29 protein-coding genes are annotated in these 26,615 nt (G+C 64.6%); 20 read left to right on the top strand and 9 right to left on the bottom strand.

Going from position 1 to position 26,615, the window contains the following annotated elements:
* Positions 1-34 precede the first annotated feature (34 nt).
* The 4 genes from rfaE1 to cysM all read left to right on the top strand — a co-directional run bounded on the left by rfaE1 (position 35) and on the right by cysM (position 3,443).
* Entirely contained in the window at positions 35-976 is a 942-nt protein-coding gene (rfaE1, locus tag A6M56_RS23690; protein ID WP_062739390.1) for a D-glycero-beta-D-manno-heptose-7-phosphate kinase, read from the top strand.
* The gene (gene rfaD / locus A6M56_RS23685; RefSeq protein ID WP_045786342.1) at positions 973-1,968 is read left to right on the top strand and encodes an ADP-glyceromanno-heptose 6-epimerase; all 996 of its coding nucleotides are present in this window, start codon (positions 973-975) and stop codon (positions 1,966-1,968) included. Before rfaE1 ends, rfaD begins: the two co-directional genes overlap by 4 nt.
* A gap of 130 nt (positions 1,969-2,098) precedes the next feature.
* Positions 2,099-2,416 (top strand): ComEA family DNA-binding protein, encoded by a 318-nt coding sequence (locus A6M56_RS23680; RefSeq protein WP_045786343.1) that lies wholly within the window; start codon positions 2,099-2,101, stop codon positions 2,414-2,416.
* A 124-nt stretch (positions 2,417-2,540) separates the two neighbouring features.
* On the top strand, positions 2,541-3,443 hold the full coding sequence (gene cysM / locus A6M56_RS23675; protein ID WP_045786344.1) for a cysteine synthase CysM: 903 nt from the start codon (positions 2,541-2,543) through the stop codon (positions 3,441-3,443).
* Positions 3,444-3,511: 68 nt separating this feature from the next.
* Here the strand turns inward: cysM and mltB are convergent, their stop codons facing one another.
* A complete protein-coding gene (mltB, locus tag A6M56_RS23670) occupies positions 3,512-4,636 on the bottom strand; it encodes a lytic murein transglycosylase B (RefSeq protein WP_045786345.1) in 1,125 nt (374 codons plus the stop codon).
* Between the two features lie 139 nt (positions 4,637-4,775).
* On the opposite strand from mltB, the gene A6M56_RS23665 reads away from it, so the two are divergent.
* The 7 genes from A6M56_RS23665 (at position 4,776) to A6M56_RS23635 (ending at position 12,288) form a co-directional block, all read left to right on the top strand.
* A complete protein-coding gene (locus tag A6M56_RS23665) occupies positions 4,776-5,699 on the top strand; it encodes a histone deacetylase family protein (protein WP_045786346.1) in 924 nt (307 codons plus the stop codon).
* Between the two features lie 167 nt (positions 5,700-5,866).
* Entirely contained in the window at positions 5,867-6,916 is a 1,050-nt protein-coding gene (locus A6M56_RS23660; protein WP_045787820.1) for a methionine ABC transporter ATP-binding protein, read from the top strand.
* Positions 6,906-7,559, top strand: a complete 654-nt coding sequence (locus tag A6M56_RS23655) for a methionine ABC transporter permease (protein ID WP_045786347.1) — start codon at positions 6,906-6,908, stop codon at positions 7,557-7,559. The genes A6M56_RS23660 and A6M56_RS23655 overlap by 11 nt, the downstream gene beginning before the upstream one ends.
* Before the next feature lie 33 nt (positions 7,560-7,592).
* Positions 7,593-8,393 (top strand): MetQ/NlpA family ABC transporter substrate-binding protein, encoded by an 801-nt coding sequence (locus A6M56_RS23650; protein WP_102079487.1) that lies wholly within the window; start codon positions 7,593-7,595, stop codon positions 8,391-8,393.
* 190 nt (positions 8,394-8,583) lie between these two features.
* Entirely contained in the window at positions 8,584-9,333 is a 750-nt protein-coding gene (locus A6M56_RS23645) for an electron transfer flavoprotein subunit beta/FixA family protein (protein WP_102079488.1), read from the top strand.
* A 63-nt stretch (positions 9,334-9,396) separates the two neighbouring features.
* Positions 9,397-10,332 carry an electron transfer flavoprotein subunit alpha/FixB family protein gene (locus A6M56_RS23640; RefSeq protein ID WP_045786350.1) on the top strand — a complete coding sequence of 312 codons (936 nt, stop codon included), beginning with the start codon at positions 9,397-9,399 and terminating at the stop codon, positions 10,330-10,332.
* A 171-nt stretch (positions 10,333-10,503) separates the two neighbouring features.
* A complete protein-coding gene (locus tag A6M56_RS23635) occupies positions 10,504-12,288 on the top strand; it encodes an acyl-CoA dehydrogenase (RefSeq protein WP_102079489.1) in 1,785 nt (594 codons plus the stop codon).
* Positions 12,289-12,365: 77 nt separating this feature from the next.
* On the opposite strand, the gene A6M56_RS23630 is transcribed toward A6M56_RS23635, so the two are convergent.
* The gene (locus A6M56_RS23630) at positions 12,366-13,655 is read right to left on the bottom strand and encodes a D-amino acid dehydrogenase (RefSeq protein ID WP_102079490.1); all 1,290 of its coding nucleotides are present in this window, start codon (positions 13,653-13,655) and stop codon (positions 12,366-12,368) included.
* Between the two features lie 133 nt (positions 13,656-13,788).
* On the opposite strand from A6M56_RS23630, the gene A6M56_RS23625 reads away from it, so the two are divergent.
* From A6M56_RS23625 to A6M56_RS23615, 3 genes are all read left to right on the top strand, one after another.
* Entirely contained in the window at positions 13,789-14,286 is a 498-nt protein-coding gene (locus A6M56_RS23625) for an Lrp/AsnC ligand binding domain-containing protein (protein ID WP_045787821.1), read from the top strand.
* Positions 14,287-14,347: 61 nt separating this feature from the next.
* On the top strand, positions 14,348-15,967 hold the full coding sequence (locus tag A6M56_RS23620) for an alkaline phosphatase D family protein (protein ID WP_102079491.1): 1,620 nt from the start codon (positions 14,348-14,350) through the stop codon (positions 15,965-15,967).
* An 83-nt stretch (positions 15,968-16,050) separates the two neighbouring features.
* Positions 16,051-17,175: a PA0069 family radical SAM protein gene (locus A6M56_RS23615; RefSeq protein ID WP_062739386.1), complete on the top strand. Its 1,125-nt coding sequence runs from the start codon at positions 16,051-16,053 to the stop codon at positions 17,173-17,175.
* Positions 17,176-17,180: 5 nt separating this feature from the next.
* Here the strand turns inward: A6M56_RS23615 and A6M56_RS23610 are convergent, their stop codons facing one another.
* From A6M56_RS23610 to A6M56_RS23595, 4 genes are all read right to left on the bottom strand, one after another.
* Positions 17,181-17,636: an NINE protein gene (locus A6M56_RS23610; protein ID WP_102079492.1), complete on the bottom strand. Its 456-nt coding sequence runs from the start codon at positions 17,634-17,636 to the stop codon at positions 17,181-17,183.
* A 196-nt stretch (positions 17,637-17,832) separates the two neighbouring features.
* On the bottom strand, positions 17,833-18,015 hold the full coding sequence (locus A6M56_RS23605; protein ID WP_045786356.1) for a hypothetical protein: 183 nt from the start codon (positions 18,013-18,015) through the stop codon (positions 17,833-17,835).
* Positions 18,016-18,139: 124 nt separating this feature from the next.
* Positions 18,140-18,529: a hypothetical protein gene (locus tag A6M56_RS23600; protein ID WP_102079493.1), complete on the bottom strand. Its 390-nt coding sequence runs from the start codon at positions 18,527-18,529 to the stop codon at positions 18,140-18,142.
* Positions 18,530-18,726: 197 nt separating this feature from the next.
* Positions 18,727-19,800, bottom strand: coding sequence for a PQQ-dependent sugar dehydrogenase (locus A6M56_RS23595; RefSeq protein ID WP_102079494.1), 1,074 nt, complete (start codon positions 19,798-19,800; stop codon positions 18,727-18,729).
* A gap of 145 nt (positions 19,801-19,945) precedes the next feature.
* Here A6M56_RS23595 and rpsP point away from each other — a divergent pair, with 145 nt between their 5' ends.
* The 6 genes from rpsP (at position 19,946) to A6M56_RS23565 (ending at position 23,996) form a co-directional block, all read left to right on the top strand.
* Positions 19,946-20,200 (top strand): 30S ribosomal protein S16, encoded by a 255-nt coding sequence (rpsP, locus tag A6M56_RS23590; protein WP_063393076.1) that lies wholly within the window; start codon positions 19,946-19,948, stop codon positions 20,198-20,200.
* Positions 20,201-20,345: 145 nt separating this feature from the next.
* Positions 20,346-20,900: a ribosome maturation factor RimM gene (gene rimM / locus A6M56_RS23585; RefSeq protein WP_102080225.1), complete on the top strand. Its 555-nt coding sequence runs from the start codon at positions 20,346-20,348 to the stop codon at positions 20,898-20,900.
* 23 nt (positions 20,901-20,923) lie between these two features.
* Positions 20,924-21,712, top strand: coding sequence for a tRNA (guanosine(37)-N1)-methyltransferase TrmD (trmD, locus tag A6M56_RS23580; protein WP_102080226.1), 789 nt, complete (start codon positions 20,924-20,926; stop codon positions 21,710-21,712).
* Positions 21,713-21,783: 71 nt separating this feature from the next.
* Positions 21,784-22,170: a 50S ribosomal protein L19 gene (rplS, locus tag A6M56_RS23575; protein WP_045786360.1), complete on the top strand. Its 387-nt coding sequence runs from the start codon at positions 21,784-21,786 to the stop codon at positions 22,168-22,170.
* Between the two features lie 104 nt (positions 22,171-22,274).
* The gene (locus A6M56_RS23570) at positions 22,275-22,958 is read left to right on the top strand and encodes a CoA pyrophosphatase (protein WP_102080227.1); all 684 of its coding nucleotides are present in this window, start codon (positions 22,275-22,277) and stop codon (positions 22,956-22,958) included.
* Between the two features lie 96 nt (positions 22,959-23,054).
* A complete protein-coding gene (locus A6M56_RS23565; protein WP_045786361.1) occupies positions 23,055-23,996 on the top strand; it encodes a CobD/CbiB family protein in 942 nt (313 codons plus the stop codon).
* A gap of 21 nt (positions 23,997-24,017) precedes the next feature.
* Here A6M56_RS23565 and A6M56_RS23560 read toward each other — a convergent pair whose 3' ends face one another.
* The 3 genes from A6M56_RS23560 to A6M56_RS23550 are packed head-to-tail and all read right to left on the bottom strand — an operon-like array spanning position 24,018 to position 26,563.
* On the bottom strand, positions 24,018-24,332 hold the full coding sequence (locus A6M56_RS23560) for a hypothetical protein (RefSeq protein ID WP_102079495.1): 315 nt from the start codon (positions 24,330-24,332) through the stop codon (positions 24,018-24,020).
* Between the two features lie 30 nt (positions 24,333-24,362).
* On the bottom strand, positions 24,363-25,310 hold the full coding sequence (rsgA, locus tag A6M56_RS23555) for a ribosome small subunit-dependent GTPase A (protein WP_102079496.1): 948 nt from the start codon (positions 25,308-25,310) through the stop codon (positions 24,363-24,365).
* Positions 25,307-26,563 carry a M48 family metallopeptidase gene (locus A6M56_RS23550; RefSeq protein ID WP_045786364.1) on the bottom strand — a complete coding sequence of 419 codons (1,257 nt, stop codon included), beginning with the start codon at positions 26,561-26,563 and terminating at the stop codon, positions 25,307-25,309. Before A6M56_RS23550 ends, rsgA begins: the two co-directional genes overlap by 4 nt.
* Positions 26,564-26,615 lie beyond the last annotated feature (52 nt).

Here is a 26,615-nt window from a genome sequence, read left to right as displayed (position 1 = left end):
GCCGTGACCTCGGCTGCTGCCGCATCCTAGACCCATGACCACGCCCGTCTCCGAACAGATCCGCGCCGCCCGCATCCTCGTGGTGGGCGACATGATGCTCGACCGCTACTGGTTTGGCGATGTCGACAGGATTTCGCCGGAAGCGCCCGTGCCGGTGGTGCAGATCAAACGCCAGGACGAGCGCCTGGGCGGTGCAGCCAACGTGGCGCGGAACGTGGCGGCGCTTGGCGCACAGGCGGCCATGCTTGGCGTGATCGGCGACGACGAGCCGGGCCGCAGCATTGAAGCGCTGCTGAACGAGAGCCACGTCGCGGGCCATCTGCACCGCGATCCGGCGGTCAACACGACCATCAAGCTGCGCGTACTGGCGCGCCAGCAGCAGTTGATCCGCGTTGACTTCGAAAACCCGCCCACGCACGAAGTGCTGATGTCGGTGCTGGATCGTTTTGGTGCGCTGGTGCCGCAGCATGACGTTGTGGTGCTCTCCGATTACGGCAAGGGCGGGCTGACGCACGTGGGCAAGATGATCGATGTCGCACGCCATGCCGGCCGTCGCGTGCTGGTCGACCCGAAGGGCGATGACTATTCGCGCTACAAGGGCGCCACCATGATCACGCCCAACCGTGCGGAGATGCGCCAGGTGGTCGGTTCGTGGAAATCGGAGCAGGACCTGACCATCCGCGCGCAGAACCTGCGCCGTGACCTGCAGCTCGAGGCGCTGTTGCTCACTCGGTCGGAAGAAGGCATGACGCTCTACACCGAGCACGAAGTGCTGCACGTATCGGCTCAGGCGCGCGAGGTGTTCGACGTCTCGGGTGCCGGCGATACCGTGATCGCCACGCTGGCCACGCTGCTGGGCGCCGGCGCGAACATCAAGGAAGCCGTGCAGTACGCCAACCGTGCGGGCGGCATCGTTGTCGGCAAGCTCGGTACGGCAGTTGTCACCCACGCAGAACTTTTCTCCCACGCATCATGACCATCATCGTCACCGGCGCGGCCGGCTTCATCGGCGCCAACATCGTCAAGGGCCTGAACGAGCGCGGCGAGACCGACATCATTGCCGTCGACAACCTCACGCGCGCCGACAAGTTCAAGAACATCGTCGACTGCCAGATCAGCGATTACCTCGACAAGACCGAGTTTGTCGAACGCTTTGCGCGCGGCGATTTTGGCAAGGTCCGCGCGATCTTCCATGAGGGCGCCTGCTCCGACACCATGGAGACCGACGGCCGCTACATGATGGACAACAACTACCGCTACTCGCTGGGGGTGATGCGCGCGTGCCTGGATCAGGGCGTGCAGTTCCTCTACGCGTCGTCTGCGGCGACGTATGGCGCGTCGGAAACGTTCCGCGAAGAGCCCGAGTTCGAGCGGCCGCTGAACGTGTACGGTTATTCCAAGCTGCTGTTCGACCAGGTCGTGCGCCGTATCATGCCGACCGCGCTGTCGCAGATTGCCGGCTTCCGCTACTTCAACGTCTACGGCCCGCGCGAGCAGCATAAGGGACGCATGGCATCCGTGGCGTTCCACAACTTCAACCAGTTCCGCGAAGAAGGCACCGTCAAGCTGTTCGGCGAGTACAACGGCTACCCGCAAGGCGGCCAGATGCGTGATTTCGTGTCGGTGGAAGACGTGGTGAAGGTCAACCTGTTCTTCTTCGACCATCCGGACAAATCGGGCATCTTCAACCTCGGGACGGGTCGTGCCCAGCCCTTCAACGACATCGCTACGACGGTCGTCAACACGCTGCGTGAGGCCGACGGCAAGCCGGCGCTCTCCACCGAAGAACTCGCGCAGGAAGGCTTGATCGAGTATGTGAAGTTCCCGGATGCGCTGCGTGGCAAGTACCAGTGCTTCACGCAGGCTGACCAGTCGCGCTTGCGTGCGGCCGGTTACACGGCGCCGTTCCTGACGGTGCAGGAAGGCGTATCGCGCTACTGCCAATGGCTGCTGAAGCAACCAGTCTGAGGCCACCCAATCAGACAACGCGTGATTTTTTGTCAGCGCGCTTGGCATCCTCGTGATGCTCTTTAAGATGTGCCGAAACCGCCATGCCACGTGGCGGTTTTCTTTTTTCCTCTCACCATAGGAGAAGCACATGTTGAAGAAGCTGTTGGCCGTTGCCTTGATGTCGCTGTCGATGCTGTCCGCATCATGGGCGGCCGTGGATGTGAATACGGCGGATCATGCCGCCCTCGAGACGCTGTCGGGCATTGGCCCCAAGCGTTCCAAGGCCATCATCGACGAGCGCACGAAGAACGGTCCGTACAAGGACGCCAATGACTTCAGGTCGCGCGTTTCCGGCGTCGGCGACAAGACGCTCGCCAAGCTGCAAAACGAAGGGTTGACGTTCGGCACAGCAGCGCCTGCCCGCCCCGGTGCCAAGAAGGACGGCAAGGACGCCAAGAAGAAGTAAGCCTTCCCGCGCTCACGCCGACAACGCCTCGCCCGTGCGGGGCGTTTTGCCATGTGCTGCAAAGGGTTGTCAGCCCACTTCCGGCGCTGGATTACAATGAGCCGATTCCGGTCTCGCACGCATCATGGCTTATCTCACCATTGAAGACACCATCGGCAATACGCCGTTGGTCCAGCTCCAGCGCATTCCCGGCGAAGGCAACGCCCGCCGCGGCAACGTCATCCTTGGCAAGCTCGAAGGCAACAATCCGGCAGGCTCGGTCAAGGATCGGCCCGCGCTGTCCATGATCAAGCGCGCAGAGGCGCGCGGCCGCATCAAACCGGGAGATACGCTGATCGAAGCCACGTCTGGCAACACCGGTATTGCGCTCGCCATGGCGGCGGCCATCCGCGGTTACAAGATGGTGCTGATCATGCCCGAAGACCTGTCAGTTGAGCGCCGCCAGAGCATGGCAGCCTACGGTGCGGAAATCATCCTGACCCCCGTCAAGGGTGGCATGGAGTATGCGCGCGACTTGGCCGACGCGATGGAGAAGGAAGGCAAGGGCGTCATCCTCGACCAGTTTGCCAACCCCGACAATCCGCTGGCGCACTACGAAACCACCGGTCCCGAGCTGTGGCAGCAGACCGAAGGCCGCATCACGCATTTTGTCTCGGCGATGGGTACGACGGGCACGATCACGGGGGTGTCGCGCTTTCTGAAGGAAAAGAACCCCGCCATCCAGATCATCGGGGCGCAGCCTGAAGAAGGCTCGCGCATTCCTGGCATCCGCAAGTGGCCCGAGGCGTACATGCCGAAGATCTACGATCCGAAGTACATCGATCGTACCGAGCCGGTCAGTCAATCCGATGCCGAGCACATGGCGCGTCGGATGGCCCGCGAAGAGGGCATCTTCTGCGGTATCTCGGCGGCGGGCGCGTTGTGCGTGGCGCTGCGGGTGGCCGAAGCAGTCGAGAACGCGACGATCGTGTTCGTTGTGTGCGACCGCGGCGACCGCTATCTGTCGACAGGCGTGTTTCCTGCCTGACCACGCAGGGTGTGGCCACACAAAAAATGCGCAGCTTCGGCTGCGCTTTGTCTTTACACCCGTGCGGCTCAGCCCCGCATGGCCTGGCGCACGGCCTGGCCCAGCTCGTACACGGCGGCCGCGTAGAAGAAGCTGCGGTTGTAGCGCGTGAGAACGTAGAAGTTGCGCAGGCCGATGCGGTATTCGGTCGACTGGCCCGGCGTGGGCAGGTCGATCACGAGCACGTCGGTCTCCTGTTCGCGCGCTGCATCGACGCCCGCTGCCAGTGCCAGCCCGGCACGCGTGAGCTTGGACAGCGTCATGCGCGGATACGGCTGGCCGTCTGCGGCTGCCGCAGCGATGCCCAGGCTGTCGGCGTCGGCGGCGATGTTCCACATCACCGGGCGACCAGGTTCCCAGCCGTGCATCTGCAGGAAGCGCGCGACGCTGCCGATGGCATCCACGGCGCTGTTGCGCAGGTCGATATGGCCGTCGCGGTCGTAGTCGATGGCGTATTCGCGGATGCTGGTCGGCATGAATTGCGGAATGCCTACCGCGCCGGCATATGAGCCCAGCACCGAGAACGCGTCCGTGCCGGTGTCGCGGCACCAGAGCAGGTAGTCCTTGAGCTGGTTGCGGAACATCGCGCTGCGTTCTTCGCGATTGGGCGTGTCGGGGTAGTCGAAGGCCAGCGTGGACAGCGCATCCATCACGCGGAAGTTGCCCATGTCGCGTCCATAGATGGTCTCCACGCCGAGGATGCCGACGATCACGTCGGCCGGGACGCCGAATTCCTTCTCGGCACGGCGCAGCGTGTCGCCGTATTGCTGCCAGAACTCGACGCCAGCGCCGATGCGAATCGGCTCGATGAAGCGGCCGCGATAGGCCGTCCAGCTACGGCGGCCGGGCGTGGCCGGCGGCATGATGAGCCGCGACACGGTGGCGGAATACGCCGTGCCGGCAAACAAGGCCTCGAGCGAGGGGCGATCAAAGTTGTACTCGCTGACCAGCATGCCGATGAAGGCCTGCGTCTGCGGGTTGTTGCGGTAGCGGTCGGGGTCGATCTCTTCTTCATGCACCGCCACGCGGCGCTTCGACGAACGGGTGGCTTTCTTGGCTGCCAGCGAGAGCGCAGGGAAGGACAGCGCGGAGAGTGCGGCACCTGCGACCAGGGCGCGCAACACGGGACGACGGAGAGAAGGCGATTGGCTCATGGGCAGGCTTCGGACAGGACCGGGGCATTGTAGCGGATGGTTCTGCCGGACCACCTTGGCAACGGGCCCGCGTGCGACGCCGTGTCGCCGTGCTAACGTATCGGCTGGAGACACCGAAGCACCGGATCACAACACCAACATGGCGACCGGCCTCTATACGCATCCTGAATTTCTCCGGCACGAGATGGGGCCTCATCATCCCGAATGCCCGGACCGCCTGCGCGCGATCGAAGACCAGCTCATCGCAAGCCGCATCGAAGACCTGCTCGTGCCGTGCGAGGCACCCCCCGCCACCGAGGCGCAACTGTGCCGCGTCCATCGCCCGGAATACGTGCGCGAGCTCGTGGCGAATGTGCCGATCGCGGGCTACACGCCCATCGATCCCGACACCTCGATGAACCCGCACACCTACATGGCGGCCGTGCTGGCGGCCGGCGCGGCGGTGGATGCCACTGACAAGGTCATCGCCGGCGAGCTCGAGAACGCCTTCTGCAGCGTGCGACCGCCCGGTCACCATGCCGAGCCGGGGCGCGCCATGGGCTTCTGCTTCTTCAACAACGTGGCGGTGGCTGCGCGTCATGCGCTGGACCATCACGGCCTGCAGCGCGTAGCGATCATCGATTTCGACGTGCACCACGGCAACGGCACCGAGGCCGCGTTTCGCGACGAGCCCCGCGTGCTGATGTGCAGCATCTTCCAGCACCCGTTCTATCCGTATTCTGGTACCGAGGCGGTGGCGCCCAACATGGTCAACATCCCGCTGCCCGCCTATACCAACGGCCTGACCGTGCGCGAAGTCGTGGAGACGATCTGGCTGCCGCGTCTCGAAGCGTTCCGGCCGCAGATGCTGTTCATCTCCGCCGGCTTTGACGCGCATCGTGAAGATGATCTCGGCCAGTTGGGGCTGGTCGAAGCCGATTACGCCTGGATCACGCAACAGCTCATGCACGTCGCGCGTACGCACGCCAACGGCCGCATCGTCAGCTGCCTGGAGGGCGGTTACAACCTGAGCGCGCTGGGCCGCAGCGTGGTGGCCCACGTCAAGGCACTCGCGGAGCTTTAGGTGCTGAACGATGACGAATCGTCGGTGACATTCGAAAAAGTAATAAAGACATCGTTAAAGAATCGTTCCTCGCATGTAGCGGCTGCCTTACACTAGCGCCTTATTTCAAACAAGAACGAGACGGCAACAGCCTGGATCAGGGCGGTTGCCGTTTTTGCATGGAACGCATGATTGAACTCAAGGGGATATCGCAGCACTTTCGGGGGGCGGGCGGTGCCGACGTCCACGCACTGCGTGACGTCGACCTGACCATCGAGCGCGGCGAGGTGTTCGGCATCATCGGCCGCAGCGGCGCGGGCAAGAGCACGCTCGTGCGCGTCATCAACCTGCTGAACCGCCCGACCGCGGGCACCGTCACCGTGGCGGGGCAGGAACTCACCGCACTCAACGCCGACGGGCTGCGCCAGGCGCGCCGCAAGATCGGCATGATCTTCCAGCACTTCAATTTGCTGTCGTCGCGGACGGTGTACGACAACGTGGCGCTGCCGCTCGAACTGGCCGGCACGTCGCGCGAGCGCATCCGCGAGATCGTGCTGCCGCTGCTGGAGCTCGTCGGCTTGTCCGCCCACAAGGATCGCTACCCCGCGCAGATTTCGGGGGGGCAGAAGCAGCGCGTCGGCATCGCCCGCGCGCTGGCGAGCCAGCCCGACGTGCTGCTCTCTGATGAGGCGACGTCCGCGCTGGATCCGGAGACGACGCGCTCGATTCTCGATCTGCTGCGCAAGATCAATCGCGAGCTCGGCCTGACCATCGTCCTGATCACGCATCAGATGGAAGTCATCAAGCAGGTGTGCGACCGCGTGGCGGTGCTCGACGCTGGCCGCGTGGTCGAGCTTGGCCGCGTGATCGACGTGTTCCTCAAGCCGCAGCACGATGTGACGCGCGCGCTCATCGGCGAGGTGATCTCGCAGGAGCTGCCGCCCTCGGTGCTGGCGCGCGTGGAGAGCCGCCTGACGGCCCGCGAGCACGGCGGCCGCGACCACCTGTTCCGCCTGGCCTTTACCGGCGCAGGCGTGGACCAGCCGGTGCTCGCCCAGGCGATCCGCCACTATGGGCTCGACTTCAACATCCTGCACGGCCACATCGACGAGATCCAGGGCCAGGCTTTCGGCTCGCTGGCCATTCTGGCCACGGGCGATATCAACGACATCAGCAATGCGATGAACTTCCTGCGCGAGCAAGGCGTGGTGGTGGAGGAGATCAATCATGTGGTCTGACCTGACCGACCTGTTTCTGCCCGCCTTCTGGGAAACGCTTGCCATGGTGGGCGTGTCCGGGGGCATCGGCGGGCTGTTCGGCGTGCCGTTGGGGGTGCTGCTGTATCTGACGGTGCCGGGCGGCGTGCTGTCGGCGCCGGTGTTCAACCGCGTGGCGGGCCTCGTCGTCAATGCCGTGCGCTCGGTGCCGTTCATCATCCTGCTGGTGGCGGTGATTCCGTTCACGCGCCTGCTGGCCGGTTCGTCCATCGGCACGGCCGCGGCCATCGTTCCGTTGACCATCGCCGCGATTCCGTTCATCGCGCGCCTGGTGGAAACCGCCTTGCGCGAAGTGGACCGCGGCCTGATCGAAGCCGCGCAGTCGATGGGGGCGACCACGGGCCAGCTCGTCTACAAGGTGCTGCTGCCGGAGGCCATGCCCGGCATCCTCGCCGGCCTGACGATCACCTTCGTCAGCCTGGTCGGTTATTCGGCCATGGCCGGCACCATCGGTGGCGGCGGCCTGGGCGACCTGGGCATCCGCTACGGCTACCAGCGCTATGAATCGGACATCATGCTGGCGGTCGTCGTCATCCTGATCGTCTTCGTACAGGCGGTGCAATCGACGGGCGACTGGCTCGTGCGCCGCCTCAGCCATCGTTAATCCTTCATTCGACAGACAAAACGAGGAAACACAATGAACCGTCGTCAACTGCTGCAATGGTCTGCGAGCCTCGGCGCCGCGCTGGCACTGGCCGCGGGCAGCGCCCTGGCCCAGAGCAAGCCCATCAAGATCGGCGTGACCGCCGGCCCGCACGCCGAGATCATGGAAGAGGTGAAGAAGGTCGCCGAGAAGGATGGCGTGAAGCTCCAGATCGTCGAGTTCAACGACTACATCCAGCCGAACGCCGCCCTCGCTGCCGGTGACCTCGACGCCAACAGCTACCAGCATCAGCCGTATCTGGACGACCAGGTCGCCACGCGCGGCTACAAGTTCGTGAGCGTCGGCCAGACCATCACCTTCCCGATGGGCATCTACTCGAAGAAGATCAAGTCGCTGAAGGACCTGAAGGAAGGCGCACGCTTTGGCCTGCCGAACGATCCGACCAACGGCGGCCGAGCCCTGTTGCTGCTGCAGTCGCAGGGCGTGATCAAACTCAAGCCGAACGCTGGCTTCAAGGCCTCGCCGCGCGATGTGGCCGAGAACCCGAAGAAGCTGAGGTTCGTTGAACTGGACGCCGCCCAACTGCCGCGTTCGCTCGACGACCTGGACGCCGCCGCCATCAACGGCAACTACGCCGAGAAGGCCGGTCTGGATCCGACCAGGGATGGCATCGCCATCGAAAGCTCGAAGGGCCCGTATGCCAATGTGATCGCCGTGCGCACGGCGGACAAGGACCAGCCGTGGGTGGCCAAGCTGGTCAAGGCGTACCACTCCGACACGGTCAAGGCCTTTGTGAAGGCCAAGTACAAGGACGCCGTCATTGTGGCTTGGTAATCACATTCTGATCGCTGCGTCGATCCGATAGAGGGCTCTACCAAGCAGATTGCCGGACGTTTCACTGGCGTCCGGCAATTTTTCATGGTTAAAATAGCACGACCGTTCGGAAATTTAACGCGGCCGACTGGCCCCCCTTATAATGGCCGGCGTTTTGCAAAATCGTCTTATCAATTAGTGGAGTGAGCGCATGAAAGTCCTGGTCGCAGTCAAGCGCGTGATCGATTACAACGTGAAGGTCCGCGTGAAGACGGACGGCAGCGGTGTCGATCTGGCCAACGTGAAGATGAGCATGAACCCGTTCGACGAGATCGCCGTGGAAGAGGCGGTCCGCCTGAAGGAAGCGGGCGTTGCGACGGAAGTGGTCGCCGTGTCGTGCGGCGTGACGCAGTGCCAGGAAACCCTGCGCACCGCCATGGCCATCGGCGCGGACCGTGGCATCCTGGTCGAGACGAACGAAGAACTGCAGCCGCTGGCGGTGGCCAAGCTGCTCAAGGCCATCGTCGACAAGGAACAGCCGCAGCTGATCATCCTGGGCAAGCAAGCCATTGACGACGATGCCAACCAGACCGGCCAGATGCTGGCTGCGCTGGCAGGCCTGCCGCAAGCCACGTTCGCCTCGAAGGTGCAGATCGCAGACGGCAAGGCTTCCGTCACGCGAGAAGTGGATGGCGGCCTGGAGACCTTGTCGCTCAAGCTGCCGGCCGTGGTCACCACCGACCTGCGCCTGAACGAGCCGCGCTACGTGACGCTGCCGAACATCATGAAGGCGAAGAAGAAGCAACTCGACACGGTCAAGCCCGAAGAACTGGGCGTGGACGTTGCACCGCGCCTGAAGACGCTGAAGGTGGTCGAGCCGCCGAAGCGCAGTGCTGGCGTCATGGTGCCCGACGTGGCGACGCTGGTGTCCAAGCTGAAGACGGAAGCCAAGGTGCTGTAAGCGGCGGTTTGTCCCTCCGCGCTACTGCACGCAACTTCAAGCACACCGAACAGGCAGATCAAGATGACCGCACTCGTTATTGCTGAACACGACAATCAATCCATCAAGGCCGCGACGCTGAACACCGTGACGGCTGCCGCCCAATGCGGCGGTGAAGTCCACGTGCTGGTGGCTGGCGCTGGCTGCAGCGCGGCCGCACAGGCGGCTGCGCAGATCGCCGGGGTGACCAAGGTGCTGGTGGCCGATGCGCCGCAGTTTGCCGATGGCCTGGCCGAGAACGTCGCCGAGCAGGCCCTGGCCGTTGCCGGTAACTACAGCCACATCCTGGCGCCCGCCACCGCCTACGGCAAGAACATCCTGCCGCGCGTGGCCGCCAAGCTGGACGTGGCCCAGCTGTCCGACATCACCAAGGTCGACGGCCCCGACACCTTCGAGCGCCCGATCTACGCCGGCAACGCAATTGCCACCGTGCAATCGGCCGACAAGGTGAAGGTGATCACCGTGCGTGGCACGGCATTCGACCCGGCTGCGGCCACCGGTGGCTCCGCTGCTACCGAAAACCTGACTGCCGTGGCTGATGCCGGCATCTCGCAGTTCGTCTCGCGCGAAGTGACGAAGAGCGACCGCCCGGAACTGACCGCCGCGAAGATCATCGTGTCAGGTGGCCGTGGCGTAGGCTCGGGTGAGAACTACACCAAGGTGCTGACGCCGCTGGCCGACAAGCTGGGCGCAGCGCTGGGCGCCTCGCGTGCCGCAGTGGACGCCGGCTTCGTGCCGAACGACTACCAAGTGGGTCAGACCGGCAAGATCGTCGCGCCGCAACTGTACATCGCCGTCGGTATTTCGGGCGCGATCCAGCACTTGGCCGGCATGAAGGATTCCAAGGTCATCGTCGCGATCAACAAGGATCCGGAAGCGCCGATCTTCCAGGTGGCGGACTACGGCCTCGTGGGGGACCTGAACACCGTGGTGCCGGAGCTGGTGAGCGCACTGGGCTGATCGCACCGCGCGGCGCGCTGATATGTGCGCCGCAGCGCCCCAGGCAAAGCCGTTTCCGACCATGTCTGGAAACGGCTTTTTTATGCGCCCGAGCGCCATCAGGACGGCGCGGACGTGTGGACCGAGCTGACGTTTCGTCCTGATCGCGCTTAACGAGAGTTGGAGAGAGACATGACTTATCAAGCCCCCGTCAAGGACATGCTGTTCGTGATGAACGAGCTCGCTGGTCTGGACAATGTTGCCAAGCTGCCCGGCTTTGAAGACGCCACTGCCGACACCGCCCAGGCCGTGCTGGAAGAAAGCGCGCGCTTTACCGGTGAGGTCGTTGCGCCGCTCAATGTGGAAGGCGATCGGAACCCGAGCAGCTGGAAGGACGGCGTCGTGACGGCCACGCCGGGTTTCAAGGAGGCCTTTGCCCAGTTCGGCCAGGGCGGCTGGCAGGGCGTGCAGCACCCGGTGGAGTACGGCGGCCAGGGCCTGCCCAAGCTGATCGCCACGGCGTGCATCGAGATGCTCAACGCAGCCAACCTGTCGTTCGCGCTGTGCCCGCTGCTGACCGATGGCGCCATCGAAGCGCTGCTGACGGCCGGTACGGAAGCGCAGAAGCAGTTGTTCGTACCGAAGCTCATCTCGGGCGAATGGACCGGCACGATGAACCTGACCGAGCCGCAGGCCGGTTCCGACTTGGCACTCGTGCGCACCCGCGCCGAGCCGGTGGGCGACGGTACCTACAAGATCTTCGGCACGAAGATCTTCATCACCTGGGGCGAGCACGACATGGCCGAGAACATCGTCCACCTGGTGCTGGCGCGCACGCCGGGTGCACCGGAAGGTGTGAAGGGCATCTCGCTGTTCGTGGTGCCGAAGTTCCTCGTGAACGACGATGGCTCGCTGGGCCCGCGCAACGACGTGCACTGCGTGTCGATCGAGCACAAGCTTGGCATCAAGGCGAGCCCCACGGCCGTGCTGCAGTTCGGCGACCACGGCGGCGCGATTGGCACGTTGGTCGGCGAAGAAAACCGCGGCCTTGAATACATGTTCATCATGATGAATGCCGCGCGCTACGCCGTTGGCATGCAGGGCATCGGCGTGTCGGAGCGCGCGTATCAGAAGGCCGTCGCCTATGCACGTGAACGCGTGCAGAGTCGTCCGGTGGACGGCTCCGCTACCAAGGCGGTGCCGATCATCCATCACCCCGATGTGAAGCGCATGCTGCTGACGATGCGCGCCATGACCGAGGGCGCGCGTGCGTTGGCCTACGTGGCCGCCGCCGCATGCGATGCCGGCCATCATGCAGTCGACGAATCGATGCGCAAGCAGAATGCAGCGCTGTACGAATTCCTCGTGCCGATTGTCAAGGGCTGGAGCACGGAGATGTCCATCGACGTGACGAGCCTAGGCGTGCAGGTGCACGGCGGCATGGGCTTCATCGAAGAGACGGGCGCTGCGCAGTATTACCGCGACGCGCGCATCCTGCCGATCTACGAAGGCACCACCGCCATCCAGGCCAACGACCTGATCGGCCGCAAGACGGTACGTGACGGTGGTGCCGTGGCGCTGGGCATCTGCGCGGAAATCGCCAAGGTGGAAGCGGCGCTGGCCGCTGAGGGGGGGGCGCATTGCCAGGCCATGCGTGCGCGGCTGGCGGCCGGCCGTGAGGCGATGGAGTCGGTGGTGCGTTTTGTGGTCGCGCAAACCAAGGCGCAGCCGAACGCCGTCTTTGCGGGCAGCGTGCCGTACCTGCGCCTGTGCGGCATCGTGTTGTCGGGCTGGCAGATGGCCCGTGCGCTGCTCGTTGCCATCGACCGCGAAAGCGACGACCCGAACTTCTACGGCGCGAAGATCGCCACGGCACGCGTGTTTGCCGACGTGCTGCTTACGCAGGCGCCTGGCATTGCGCAGAGCATTCTCACCGGTGGCGAGACCATCGGCGCCGTGCCGGAAGCGCAGTTCTAAACCGCACTGCCGGGCAGCATCGACCGGCATGAAAAAAGGGAGGCCTCGGCCTCCCTTTTGCGTTGGTGCGACGGCGCTCAGGCCAGCGCAGGCTTGCCTGCCGGCATCGGCGAACCGCCAAGGTAGCGATACACCGAGAGGTCATCCGCGCGAATGGCGGGCGAACGACCCGACACCAGATCCGACAGCAACTTGCCTGAGCCGCACGCCATGGTCCACCCCAACGTGCCGTGGCCGGTGTTGAGCCACAGGCCGCGCACCGGCGTCTGGCCGACGATCGGCGTGCCGTCCGGCGTCATCGGGCGCAGGCCGGTCCAGAACGAGGCCTGCGACACATCGCCGGCACCCGGGAACAGATCGTTCACCACGAACTCCAGCGTCTTGCGCTTGCCTGGGTCCAGCCGCTTGTCGTAACCGACGATCTGCGCCATGCCGCCCACGCGGATGCGGCTGTCGAAGCGCGTGACGGCCACCTTGTACGTCTCGTCGAGAATGGTCGAGACGGGGCTCTTCTCGGCGTCCGTCATCGGCACGGTGATCGAGAAACCCTTGAGCGGATACACCGGTACGTTCACAAGGTTCTTCAGGAACGGCGTGCTGTAGCTGCCCAGCGCCACCACCACGAGGTCGGCATCGACCGGCTGGCCGTCGACCAGCGCGCCGCGCACGGCGTCGTTCTTGAAGATGAGGCTGTTGATGGTGCTGTTGAAACGGAAGCGCACGCCGAGCTGTTCCGCCATCGCAGCGAGGCGCGTGGTGAAGAGCTGGCAATCGCCCGTTTCGTCGTTGGGCAGGCGCAAGCCACCGGCCAGCTTGTGGCGGGTCGAGGCCAGGCCCGGTTCACTGCGCACGAGGTCGTCGCGCGAAAGCAGTTCGTACGGCACGCCGGCGCGCTCCAGCACGGCGATGTCGTTCGCGGCGCTGTCGAGCTGCTGCTGGGTGCGGAAGATCTGCAGCGTGCCTTGCTGGCGGCCTTCGTAGGCGATGCCGGTGTCGGCGCGCAGCTCGCGGATGCAGTCGCGGCTGTACTCGGCCAGGCGGACCATGCGCTCCTTGTTCTGCGCATAGCTGGCCGCGTCGCAGTTGCGCAGCATCTGCCACATCCACTTGAGCTGGAACAGGGTGCCGTCCGGGCGGATGGTGAGCGGTGCGTGCTCCTGGAACATCCATTTGATGGCCTTGAGCGGCACGCCGGGTGCAGCCCACGGCGACGCATAGCCGGGCGAGATCTGGCCGGCGTTGGCAAAGCTGGTCTCGAGCGCCGGGCCGGCTTCGCGGTCGACGACGGTGACTTCATGGCCGGCGCGGGCCAGGTAATAGGCGCTGGTAACGCCGATCACGCCGCTGCCAAGAACGAGCACGCGCATGCTGATACTCCCCGGGGATACGTAGACGATAGATGCCGCTATCGTATTCGTACATTTCCAGCAATTGTTTCTGTATATTCTCGGGAAACAGGAACAACTTCGATTTTGGGCCCGGCTGCGGCTCCCCTTGATCATGCGAACCCAGCGCAAGCCCGTGCGGGCCCTCGACAAGCTCGACCGCCGCATCCTCGACCTGCTGCAGAAGGACGGGCGGCTCTCCATGAAGGAACTGTCGGAGGCCGTCGGCCTGACCATCACGCCGTGCATCGAGCGCGTCAAACGCCTGGAGCGCGAAGGCTTCATCCTCGGCTATTACGCGCGGCTGAATCCCGCCATGCTCGGGGCTTCGCTCCTCGTGTTCGTCGAGATCAGCCTGGGCAGCAAATCCGGCAACATGTTCGAGCAGTTCCGGCGCGAGGTCCTGCGCATTCCCGAGGTGTTGGAGTGCCACCTCGTCTCGGGTGATTTCGACTACCTCATCAAGGCGCGCATCCGCGAGATGAGCGAATACCGGCGCCTGCTGGGCGACATCCTGCTGCAGTTGCCCGGCGCGGTGCAGTCAAAGAGCTACATCGTGATGGAGGAGATCAAGGAGACGCTCGCCATCGACGTGACGGAAGAGGGCGGGTGACGTCGCACTGTCACGGAAGCGCCTTACGCTGGCCGGCATTTCGATCCCGTATGCCGATGCCATGTCCGACCAGCCGATCTTCAAGCCGACCCGCCGCACGCTGATCAAAGGTCTTGTTTCCGCCGGCGGCGCCGCGTTGCTCGGCGCGCGAATCGGGGAAGTGCTCGCGCAGGGCGTCGCGCCTGCCGTGGTGACGTCCGAGCGACTGCGTCCGCAAGTGCCCGGCGCCGTGATGAGCGGTGATATCACCGCGGACAGCGCGATCGTGTGGAGCCGGACCGACCGTCCGGCGCGCATGATCGTCGAATATTCGACCGACGCCGCCTTCAAGCACGTCGCCCGCCGCGTGGGCCCCGCTGCCATCGAGGGCAACGGCCTGACGGCCCGCGTTGACCTGACCGGCCTGCCCGCCGGTGCCGATGTGTTCTACCGCGTCCGCTTTCAGGATCTCGTGCACGACAAGGCATTCAGCGAGCCCGTCAGCGGCCGCCTCCGCACCGCGCCCGTGCAGGCCGATCGGCCGATCTGCTTCGTCTTCTCCGGCGATGAAGCCGGGCAGGGCTGGGGCATCAATGAGCGCTTCGGCGGCTACCGCCTGTACGAAGCGATGCGCCGCGAATCGCCCGACTTCTTCATCCACTCCGGCGACCAGATTTACGCCGACGGCCCCATCCAGGCAGAGGTGAAGCTGCCGGACGGCTCGCTGTGGACCAATCTCGTCACCGAAGCCAAGTCGCACGTCGCGCAAACGCTGGACGATTACCGCGGCGCCTTCGCTTACAACCAACTCGACAGGAACAAGCGTCGCTTCGCCGCCGAAGTGCCGTTCCTCGTGCAATGGGACGATCACGAGGTGCGCAACAACTGGTATCCCGGTCAGCAGATCGGCCCGGAAGAGAAGCGCTACCAGGAGCGCAGCGCGTCGCTGCTCGCCGCGCGGGCGAAGCAGGCGATGTTCGAATACAACCCGTTCCGCTTCAACCCGCTCGACCCGGAGCAGATCTACCGCGCGTTCCAACACGGCCCGCTGCTCGACGTCTTCATGCTCGATGAGCGCAGCTATCGCGGCCGCAATTCGCCGAATCGCCAGACCACGCTCGATGCAGACTCCGCCTTCCTTGGCCCAGCCCAGACGGCGTGGCTCAAGCAATCACTCAAGCAATCGAAGGCGACGTGGAAAGTGATTGCCAGCGACATGCCGATCTCGCTGGTGGTGCCCGACCTGAACCCGGACGTACCCAAGGGCACCTACGAAGCGTGGGCGAACGCCGATGACGGCGGGCCGTCCGGCCGCGAGCTGGAACTGGCCGAGCTCCTGCGCTTCATCAAGCAGGAGAACATCCAGAACGTGGTGTGGGTGACGGCCGATGTGCACTACGCGCAGGCCACGTACCATCACCCGTCGCGCGCGAAGTTCACGGAGTTCAAACCGTTCTGGGAATTTGTCGGCGGCCCGATCAACGCGGGCACGTTCGGGCCCAACGAGGTCGACCAAACCTTCGGGCCGGATGTGCGTTACGTCAGCATCCCGAAGGACAATCCGCAGAACCAGTCGCCCGCCGCGCTGCAGCAGTACTACGGCCGCGCGAGGATCGATCCCGCCACGCGCACGATGCACGTGTCGCTGCACGACCTTGACGGCAAATCGCTCTGGGAAGTGACGCTCGACCCGGAAGCGTAGCCGGCGCCACCCCAGCGGAACGCGGGCGGATGCGATAGGATCAGCCCGGCCCCCGCATACGACTCCATTCCGCTGTGCCCGATATGTCCGACCGCCACGTCCCGCGCAAGGGACGCGGCGCCACCTCCAATCTGCAAGGCCGTTTCGAACGCGATGAACGCACACGCGTCGATGACGGCTGGCAGCCCCTCGTCGGCCAGTTCGACGCCGCCGACGCGCCGCCGCGCCTGCAGACGAGCGTCTCCATCGAACGCGCGCGCTCGATCCTGAGCCACAACCAGTCGCCCGACATTCCGTTCAGCGTGTCGCTCAATCCGTATCGCGGTTGCGAGCATGGTTGCGTGTATTGCTTCGCGCGGCCCACGCACGCGTATCTCGAACTGTCTCCCGGGCTCGATTTCGAGACGAAGCTGTTTGCCAAAACGAATGCCGCCGAGCTGCTGCGCGAAACGCTCGCCAAGCCGAGCTACCGCTGCGAGCCGATCGCGCTTGGCGTCAACACCGACGCCTACCAGCCCATCGAGCGCGAACTGCGCATCACGCGCGACGTGCTGCAGGTCCTGCACGATTGCGACCACCCTGTGGGGCTCATCACCAAGTCGTCATTGATCGAGCGCGACATCGACCTGTTAGCGCCGATGGCCGCCAAGAACCTCGTCGTGGCGGCCGTGACGATCACCACGCTCGATGCCGACCTCGCGCGCAAGCTCGAGCCCCGCGCGGCCACGCCGTCGCGGCGGCTGCGCACGATACGCACGTTGGCGGAAGCGGGCATTCCGGTGGGTGTGAGCGTCGCGCCGATGATCCCTTTCATCACCGACGACCACATGGAGCAGATTCTCGAAGCGTCACGCGAGGCCGGCGCCACGTACGCGAGCTACATCGTGCTGCGGCTGCCGAACGAGTTGAACGCCGTGTTCCAGGACTGGCTGACGGCGCATTTCCCCGATCGAGCGCAACGCGTGATGAACCGCGTTCGCGATCTGCACGGTGGTCAGGATTACAAGGCCGACTTCGCCACGCGCATGCGCGGCACCGGCATCTGGGCGGATTTGCTGCGCCAGCGCTTCTACAAGGCCGCCGACAGGCTCGGCTTCAGCTACCACCGCTACAACGAACGGGTGCTCGACACATCGCAGTTCAAACCGCCTGCGCGCGCGGCCAAGCCAAGAAAGCCCCTCGACGAGCGCCAGGGCAGCCTGTTCTGACCGGCTTATTGCGACAGTTCCTTCGCAGCCTGCACCTGCGATTCGAAATACGTCTGGAACGTGATGGCGAGCCCCGCCATCAGCAGGCCCGTGCCGATCATCAGCGTCAGGATGGTAAGCACCACCACAGGCCAGCCCGAGCGGGTGGGCGTGCCGCCCGCGTTGAATTGCGCGTCCCATCTGTCGTCGGGTCGCAGGCCGTAGACGAGCGCCGAAAGAAACCCCGCCAGCACGGAAGATGCGCCGATGATGGCGCATACCCACCCCGGCACGCTGGCGCGCTGCGTCGACCACAGCAGCGCCACGCCGATCGCGCCGAGCACCATCGCCATGACTTGGGCCCACGCCCAGAAGTCCCGCGCGCCCCGCAGGTAGAAGCGGTGCGCGCCCACGCTTCCGAACAGAAAGGCGAGCAGCACGGTCAGCAGCTTGGATTTTTTTTCGAGGGTGGTGGAAGGCATGGCGGGGCGTAGAACTCACGGCACGGCAAGAGGACACAGCGCCGCGCATTCTACGCCCAACACAAACCGCGGCGCAGCCAACGAGCGGCGCCGCGCACGCGTCTTAAAGACACATCAGCAATCTGGGGAATGGGCCGTCAATTCGGCCGGACGCGCACAGCCCTGGGCAGGCGCTGCGGTGGAGGGGGGAGCGGAGCTAAATCGGGACCGGACGCAGCGACGGCACACCCATCGAAGCCGTCAGGTCTTGCAGCATTTGCGGCGCCTGGTGGCGCAGGCTGGTTTCACCATAGAGCAGGTGAACGAGCATCAGCATGAAGGCGGAGGTCCATATCAGACCGAGGATGAGCCGCACATGGCGGTAGAGATTGGACAGCATTGAAGCACCTGTTGTCGTTGTGATCGGTGTGATGACGCGCGCACGTCGAGGCGCGGCGCGTCATCCAGTACGACAAGGCTGTCCGAGGGCAAGTTCCGGACGGTGAAGCGGTGCCCGCTTTGCATCAGCCCCGGCGCGAACTGCGCCAGTTGCCTTGATCGGCGTTGCCGCGTTCCTGGCGCATGCGCTCCTGCTGTTGCCAGTCGCCGCGGCCGCCGCTTTCGCGGGGCTGCACACGGCCGTTCAGGCGGTCATCGGCGCGTGCACGGGCTTCCATCCGCTCCATCTGCGCGCGGATCCGGGCCGCCTGGTCTTCGCGCGCGCCGGCGAAGAACTGCGTGACCAGCGGACGAGAGTGCGCGGCTGTGCCGGCGGTCATCGGCCATGCCGGCATGGGGGGCTCGGCGAAGGCGACGGCCGCCTGACGCGCCGTTGCGCTGGCAGCCAAGGCGCCCGCAGAGGCGACGATCAGAACACCCGCCGCCAACGGGCGAAGCAATGCGCGGATCGGCATGGCTATCTCCTGTCGGGCGAAGGTTCAAAAGCACCACGCGCCGCAGGCATTGTTGGTACGAGGGAGACAGAGCAGCAACGCGTGTTCATGCCTGTCAATGTACGGCTTCAGTGAGCGTGCATCCACTGTCCAAAGGTTTCCTGTGTAACGAGATGTTTCCCTCACGCCCGGGGCCCTGCTTGAAGGGGGCGTGTACGTCATCTGCCGATGTAGCGGATGCGATACACCGCCCCGGCCTCGTCGTCGCTGACAAGCAAGCTGCCATCGGGCGCGACCAGCACATCGGCCGGGCGTCCCCGCGCGCGGTCGTCCTGGAGCCAGCCTTGCGCAAACGGCTCCTGCTTCGTGACCTTGCCCGTGGCGTCCAGCACCACACGCACGACGCGATAGCCGACCTTGGACGAGCGGTTCCACGAGCCATGCTCGGCAATGAAAATGTTGTTGCGATACTCCGGCGGGAAGCTCGTGCCGGTGTAGAAACGCATGCCTAGCGCAGCCACGTGTGCCCCGAGTCTGGCCACCGGCGGTACGTAGTCCTTGCACGGGTGTCCCGCGCCGAAGTCGGGGTCGGGAATATTTCCCGCATGGCAGAACGGAAAGCCGAAATGCGGGTTCGGCTGCGCGATGCGGTTCAGTTCGTCGTCCGGCTGGTCGTCGCCCATCGAGTCGCGGCCGTTGTCGGTGAACCACAGTTCGTGCGTGACCGGGTGCCAGTCGAAACCGACCGTGTTGCGGATGCCTCGCGCAACGACCTCGAGTCCGCTGCCGTCTGCGTTCATGCGCATCAGGTTGGCGTAGCGGTTTTCATCCGGGCGGCAGATGTTGCAAGGTGCGCCCACCGGCACATACAGCTTGCCGTCCGGGCCGAACGCGATGAATTTCCAGCCGTGTTGCGCCTCGGTGGGCAGTTTGTCGTTGACGACGACGGGCGGGGGCGGTCGGTCGAGCCGCTCGTCGATGCCGTCAAGCCGCACCACGCGCGACACCGCCGAGATATAGAGGCTGCCGCCGTGCCAGGCTACCCCCACCGGCAATTTCAAATCCGACGCCACGATCCGCACGTGCGCGTTTGGCGCCTGCAGCGGCAGCGCGTACACGTTGCCCGCGCGGCTGCCAACATACAGGATGCCCGCGGGAGACAGCGCCATCTCGCGCGCGGCGGGTATCGCGTCGGTGAGCAATTCGACCCGGAAGCCGGACGGCACGCGCAGCGTGTCCAGCAAGGGTTTGGCTCCCGCTGAGGATCCGGCGCCAAGCCACGCGGCAAGCATAATCGCCCAGCCGGCGAACCTCTGTACCAGGTCGCGCCGACAGCAGCGTGGTTGCGATGCTCCTAAGTGTTTGTTTGGTCTGGAAAATTGAGCTATAATCGCGTGTTTCTCTGTACGCATACCCAGTTTTTCAAGGAAAAGATCCATGGTCGTGATCCGTCTGGCCCGCGGTGGCTCCAAGAAGCGCCCGTTCTTCAACATCGTCGCGACCGACTCGCGTAACCGCCGTGATGGCCGTTTCATCGAGCGCGTCGGTTTCTACAATCCGCTCGCCTCCGAAGGCGAAGAAGGTCTGCGCATTGCTCAAGACCGTCTGACCTACTGGGAAGGCGTGGGCGCGCAACTGTCGCCGACGGTCGCCCGTCTGGTGAAGCAGGGCGCCAAGAAGGCGGCTGCCTGAGTTTTAGCATGCGTCGATCGACGGTGCCGTCCGAGCACTTCCTGCCGTGACGCGCCCGGTATCGACACCGTCGGGGGCACGTAAAAGCCCCGTGACCAAAGCTGCCGAGACCGCCTCGCAAAAGGTGGCCGAACGCTTGCAGGCCATGCGGCCGCGGGTCGGCGGCAACCCGGCGCTGCCCGATGATCTTGTCGAGGTCGGCTATGTGGGCGGTGCCTATGGCATTCGCGGTTGGATCAAGGTGCAGCCGCATGGGGATGCCGACGCGTTGCTGAATGCGCGTACGTGGTGGCTGAAGCCGGCTGCTGCTGTGCCGGCTGCATCTGCGGAATGGCGGGTGTTCTCGGTCGGCACATCGCGCGAGCACAGCGGTACGGTGGTGGCAGGTTCGCCTGCGGTGCCGGACCGCAATGTCGCCGAGGCGCTGCGTGGCTGTGCCGTGTGGGTCAGCCGGGCAGAGTTTCCCGAGCCGGATGACGACGAGTTCTATTGGGTCGACCTGATCGGCGCCACTGTCGTCAACGAACAGCAGGAAACGCTCGGTACGGTGGCTGGCCTGATCGACAACGGCGCGCATCAGATCTTGCGGGTCGTTGGAGAAGACGACGTCGAGCGGCTGGTGCCGTTTGTCGAGGTCTACGTGAAGTCGGTGGATGTTGCGGGCAAGCGCATCGTCGTCGACTGGGGTCTGGATTACTGAACATGCGGCCGGAGAATTCGGCGATGCAGTTCGATGTCATCTCGCTGTTCCCGGAGATGTTCCGGGCGCTGACCGACTGGGGTATCACCAGCCGGGCAGCCAAGCAGCAGGTGTACACGTTGCGTACCTGGAACCCGCGCGACTTCACGACGGACAATTACCGTACCGTGGATGACCGGCCTTATGGCGGTGGCCCGGGCATGGTGATGCTCGCCAAGCCGCTGGAAGCCGCGCTCGATGCGATCCGTGACGCGCAGGCGCCGGTAGCTTCGCATGTGGTGCTGCTGTCGCCGCAAGGCAAGCCGCTCACGCACCGGCGAGTGATGGAATTGGCGCAGCTGCCGGCCCTCACGCTGCTGTGCGGGCGCTATGAGGCGATTGACCAGCGCCTGGTCGATCGCCGGGTCGATGAGGAAATCAGCCTCGGCGATTTCGTGCTGTCTGGCGGCGAGATCGCGGCGATGGCCATCATCGATGCGGTCGTGCGGCAGTTGCCCGGTGTGCTGGGCGACGCGCAGTCGGCGGTGCAGGACAGTTTCGTCAACGGCCTGCTCGACTGTCCGCACTACACACGGCCGGAAGAGTACGAAGGTGTGCGTGTGCCCGATGTATTGCTGGGCGGCCACCACGCCGAGATCGAGAAGTGGCGCCGCCAGCAGGCGCTGTTGAATACGATGCGCAAGCGGCCCGATCTGATCGACGCTGCGCGCAGGCAAGGTTTGTTGTCCCGCAGCGATGAGGCTTTCCTCGCTGCCGCGGTGATAACGGCAAAGGGGTCGGAAGTTTCCACACCGGAAGCCTCGGCCGATTGAAGTTCCCATCCTCTACCGGGGCCACGGTTGGTACCGGGCAAAACGCCGGCATGATGGTCAAGGAGAAAAAGATGAATCTCATCGAGCAAATCGAGCAGGAAGAAATCAAGCGCCTGACGGCCAACAAGACGATCCCCCCGTTCGCCCCTGGCGATACCGTGATCGTCAACGTGAACGTCGTGGAAGGCAACCGCAAGCGTGTGCAGGCGTATGAAGGCGTGGTGATTGCCAAGCGCAATCGCGGCCTGAACTCGTCGTTCATCGTTCGCAAGATTTCTTCGGGCGAAGGCGTGGAGCGTACGTTCCAGCTGTACTCGCCGCTGCTGGCCAGCATCGAAGTGAAGCGTCGCGGCGATGTTCGCCGTGCCAAGCTGTACTACCTGCGCGAGCGCTCGGGGAAGTCGGCACGCATCAAGGAGAAGCTGACCTTCAAGCGCAAGGAAGCCGCTGCGGAGTAATCTGCGCGCATTGCGAAAAGGCACCTTCGGGTGCCTTTTTTCTCTTTCGGGGTGGAAGATGGACGCGCTGGCTGCCTTCTGCCCACCACTCATTGTTTCCCTTCATGCGCCGTCCCGTGTTCGATCCCCAGCAGTTGCCCGTGGTGCCGTCCGAGGCATCGTTGCCGGCGCTCGGGGCGGAGCGGCTGACGGCCGAGTTCGTGCGCGATCGTCTGCGTACGCCGCCCGACTGGGAGCCGGAGCATACGGACGAGTCGCGTCTGATCGACGCGTCGCTCAAGCTGCGCGAGGCTGCCGTCCTGGTGCCTCTGGTACAGCGTGACGCGGGATTGACGGTGCTGCTGACGCAACGCAATGCGTCGCTCAGCCAGCATGCGGGGCAGATCAGCTTTCCGGGCGGCGGGCGCGAAGCCATTGACCGTGACGCCGTTGATACCGCACTACGCGAGACGGACGAGGAAGTGGGCATCGCGGGCGACCACATCGAGGTGGTCGGCCGCCTGCCGGACTACATCACCGGCACGGGTTTTCACGTGAGCCCCGTGGTGGGGCTGCTCACACCGGATTTTGTGCTGCGGCCGGATCCGAGTGAAGTCGCCGAAGTCTTTGAAGTGCCGCTCGCCTTCCTGATGGACCCGGCCAACCACGAGGTGCGCGAGTTGCGCTGGGAAGACCGCGTGCGCCGCTTCTATGCCATGCCATATCGTCGGTCCGACGGCGCATACCACTTCATCTGGGGCGCGACGGCGGGCATGCTCCGCAACCTGTATCACCTGCTGGCGGCGTAGCGTCCGTGTCACGGTGCGCTGTTGCGCGCACGCTGTGTGCTATCGTCTTGCACATCGCCTTCACGGCGTGATCAACGCCTTCGCAACGCCCCTCCAATGACTTTCTTCTCCGTACTCTGCGCGCTGATCGTCGAACAGTTCCGTGCGCTCAGCCGCGACAACCCCATCTACGATGTCGTGCGTGCGTTGGCCGCGCGGGCGGAAGAATGGTTCGATACCGGCAATCGCCGCGATGCTGTGCTGGCCTGGTGTGTGGTCACGCTGCCTGCCGTGGTGGTGGTTGCGCTGGTACATTACCTGCTGTCGTCGATCAGCCTCGTGCTCGCCTTTCTGTGGAACGTGCTGATGGTCTACCTGACCCTCGGCTTCCGCCAGTTCAGCCACTATTTCACGGATATCCACGAGGCGCTGCGCAGCGATGACGTGGTCACCGCGCGCCTGTTGCTCAACGAGTGGTCGGGGCGCGACACGACGGATATGCCGGCAAACGAGATCGTCCGTCACACGCTCGAATGCGCGATCGTGGCGGCGCATCGCCATGTGTTTGGGGTGTTCTTCTGGTTTCTGGTGCCGATCGGCCCGGCGGGTGTCGTGCTGTATCGCGGCGCAGAATATCTTGCCCGCCACTGGAGCGATACCTCGTCGACGCGCAGCCCCGCCCTTGGCCTGTTTGCGCGCCAGGCGTTCTTCGTCATCGATTACGTTCCCTCGCGCCTGACCGCTATCGGCTTCGCCATCGTCGGTAATTTTGAAGACGCCATCTACGCCTGGCGCAATCGGGCGGCCAAATGGAGCGACGAGGTCAACGGTATCTTGCTGGCCGCTGGCGGGGGGGCCTTGGGCGTACGCCTTGGCACGCCGATTCCGCAACGCGATTCGGCAGACAGCCTCGCCGACGAAGACGCGGCGTATCCGATGGAAGTCGGCCAAGAGCCGAACGTGCGTACCCTGCAGTCCGCGGTGGGGTTGGTGTGGCGTGCGGTGGTGCTGTGGATGCTGCTGCTCGCGATGCTGTCGATAGCCGTGTGGCTCGGTTGACCGGGCACGGTATCTGACCCGTCAGGCCGCGTCCTCGCGGTCTTTTCCGCAGCGCCAGCACTGGGCGAACTGCGGTTCGTGCATTTCCCCACAGTGCGTGCAGCGCCAGGCCGAGCCGGGGGGCGGATGTTGCGCCTGGTCGAGCACTGCCTGCGCCTGGACTTCCTGCGCCGGGTCCACGAGCCACACCTGGGCCGCACAATCCTGCGGCGGAACGTCACCCGCCACGCTGCTGAGGTAAATGTTGCGCAGTTCGGTGCGGATGCCGGCCGCGGTCAGCACGTTCTGCCAATGCGCGGCCATGCCGAGCGACGGACTGCTGATCAACAGTTTCATCTCACAGCCTCCCCGAACGTCCATCTGCCGCTACCAGGGCTTCTGCTGCTCCGATTCGTGCAGCAACTGCGCGTAGAGCTGGTGTCGGCGCGGATCAATCTTGCCTTCCTCCATCGCTCCCAGAATGCCACAGCCAGGTTCCTGCAGGTGGCGGCAGTTGTAAAAGCGGCATGCGGTCAGATGCGGGCGGAATTCCGGGAAGGCCCGCTCGAGCATGCCTTCGGTCAGGTGGTGCAGGCCGAATTCCTGAAAGCCGGGCGAATCGATCAGCACACCGTCGCGGCCCCAGTCTGCAGGGAGATGGTAGAGCCGCGTGAACGTGGTCGTGTGCTTGCCGGAATCGAGCTTTTCGGAGATCTCGCGCGTCTGCGCATCGACGCCCGGAATCAGCAGATTCAGCAGCGATGACTTGCCCATCCCGGATTGCCCGATGAGGATGGACGCGCGCCCGGCCACATGCGGCTGCAGTGCCGCGTGTGCGGCTTCGGCGGCACCGTGCACGGACAGTTCCACGATCGTGTAGCCGAGCTCCCGATACAGCGCGAGCCGCGAGCGTGCTGTCTCGAGCCGCGCCGTCAGGTCGATCTTGTTGAGCAGGATCAGCGGCGCGATGCCGAGGGACTCCGCCGCAACGAGCGCGCGGCCGAGCAGGTCTTCGGAGAAGCTCGGTTCGGTGCCGAGCATGATGATGACCTGGTCCAGGTTGGCCGCCAGCATTTTCGATTTGAACTGGTCGGACCGATAGAGCAGATTGCGCCGCTCTTCCACGCGCACGACGACACCCTGGTCGACCGCGGTCGCCTCATAGATGACGTGATCGCCGACGGCGCATTCACTGCGTTTGCCGCGCGGAAAGCACTGCAGCAAGCCGCTGCCTTCGCGTTCGACCAGGTAGTGACGGCCGTGCGCGGCGATGACAAGCCCGCGCTCGCCCGTGGCAGCCTGCTTGTGGGCGCGGCCCGGTTTGCCGCGCGTCATGCCCCGGCCTGCACGAGACGCGCCACGCGCTGCGACGCGGTCGGGTGCGAGTAGTAGAAGGTCGAGTACACCGGGTCCGGCGTCAGCGTCGAGGCGTTGTCCTGGAACAGCTTGACGAGGGCCGAGACGAGTTGCTTGGCATCCGCGTGCTCGGCGGCAAACGCGTCGGCCTCGTATTCGTCCTTGCGCGACGACAGGCTCGCCAGCGGCGACACGAAGAACGTGAACACCGGCAGCACCAGGAAGAACAGCATCAGCGCCAGCGCGTGGTTGTCGGCGCCAAGATTGGGGGCGACGCCAAGGCCGAGGTAGAACCACGTCCGCGTCATCAGCCAGCCCAGCAGCGCGAGCGCACCGAGGCTCAACACAAACGTGACGGCGATGCGCTTCGTGATGTGGTGGCGCTTGAAGTGCCCGAGCTCATGCGCCAGGACGGCTTCCATTTCGGAAGCATTCAGGCGCTCGAGCAGCGTATCGAAGAAGACGATGCGCTTGGTCGCGCCGAAGCCGCTGAAGTAGGCGTTGCCGTGCGCGCTGCGGCGGCTGCCATCCATCACGAACAGGCCCTTGCTGGCGAACCCGCACCGCTTGAGCAGACTTTCGATGCGCGTACGCATCTCTTCGTCCTGCAGCGGGGTGAACTTGTTGTAGAGCGGGGCGATGACGTTCGGGTAGATGGCCTGCACGAACAGCATGAACGCCATCCAGACGATCCAGGTGTAGAGCCACCAGTGCGCGCCCATCTTGTCCATCAGCCAGAGGACGGCGAGCAGCAGCGGCAGGCCCAGCACGGTGCCGATGAGGATGCCCTTGATCAGGTCGACCGCCCAGAGCTTCCACGTCATGCGATTGAAGCCGAAGCGTTCCTCGACGACGAATTGTGCGTACAGCGAGAACGGCAGCTCGACCACGCTGCTGATGACGATGACCGACGCAATGAGCGCGACCGCATACGCATAGCCGGGGCCGAACACGCCGAGCCAGGCCTGGTTGATCCAGTTCAGCCCGCCGAACAGGGTCAGCGCGATGAGCAGCGCGGCTTGCACCGGCACTTCGAGCATCGCCAGGCGGGTACGGGCGATGGTGTAGTCGGCGGCCTTCTGGTGCATGTCGAGCGTGATCGCCTCGGCAAACTGCGCGGGCACGGCGTTGCGGTGACGCGCCACGTGGCGAATCTGCCGGGCCGCGAGCCACAGGCGTGTGGCGGACATCAGGGCGAGAGCGACCAGAAAGACAACGGTAAAGGCTGGCATGTGGGGGAAACCCTATCGAATATGCGAAAATTATAGCCTTCAGTCATTTTCT

Origin of the sequence: Ralstonia sp. RL (assembly GCF_001683835.1) — a bacterium.
Classification (GTDB): domain Bacteria; phylum Pseudomonadota; class Gammaproteobacteria; order Burkholderiales; family Burkholderiaceae; genus Ralstonia; species Ralstonia mannitolilytica.
The sequence above is the reverse complement of the archived record's forward strand: the minus strand, read 5'-3'. Positions and strand labels throughout refer to the sequence as shown.